Raw genomic sequence first — 457 nt, 5'->3', positions numbered from 1 at the left:
GCATCCTGAAAATAAAAATTATGGCCACGCGCTGTAATATCAGCAACCACTTCATCAAGCCCGGCACCATAGATATAGGCACCGCTAAAATCGGGTGTGCCGGTACCACTGAACACCGCCATTTCCTGATCACCGATACTGAGATAAACATAAGTGGTGACGACATTATCTTTGAGGACCTTTTTAATCACACGCCGGCTCAGTGCATCATAACCAAACCCAATCTTTATATCGGCTTTTTCAGCACTAACCAGCCTGTTTTCCGTGTCATATCGATAACCCCAAACCCCATCGTTGATCAGATTGCCACGCTTATCATATTCAAGGACGGAGTCATTGACAGCCGTATATTGGTTAAGATTGTTACTCTTATAGGTTTGACTTGAATCGGGTAGTGCTGCGGGGGCAAAGCTTTTATCTGACAGGCTTACGTGTGTTTTCTGGCGATCAGCGTTGT

Annotated in this window: 1 pseudogene; it reads right to left on the bottom strand. The window is 45.3% G+C overall.

Going from position 1 to position 457, the window contains the following annotated elements:
* Nucleotides 1-457: pseudogene (locus tag AAC147_RS12415) on the bottom strand (hypothetical protein); the annotation flags it as partial.

The sequence above is a fragment of the Xenorhabdus sp. NBAII XenSa04 genome (assembly GCF_963866145.1).
Taxonomy (GTDB): Bacteria; Pseudomonadota; Gammaproteobacteria; order Enterobacterales; family Enterobacteriaceae; genus Xenorhabdus; species Xenorhabdus indica.
This window is presented reverse-complemented; position numbering and strand designations above follow the sequence as displayed.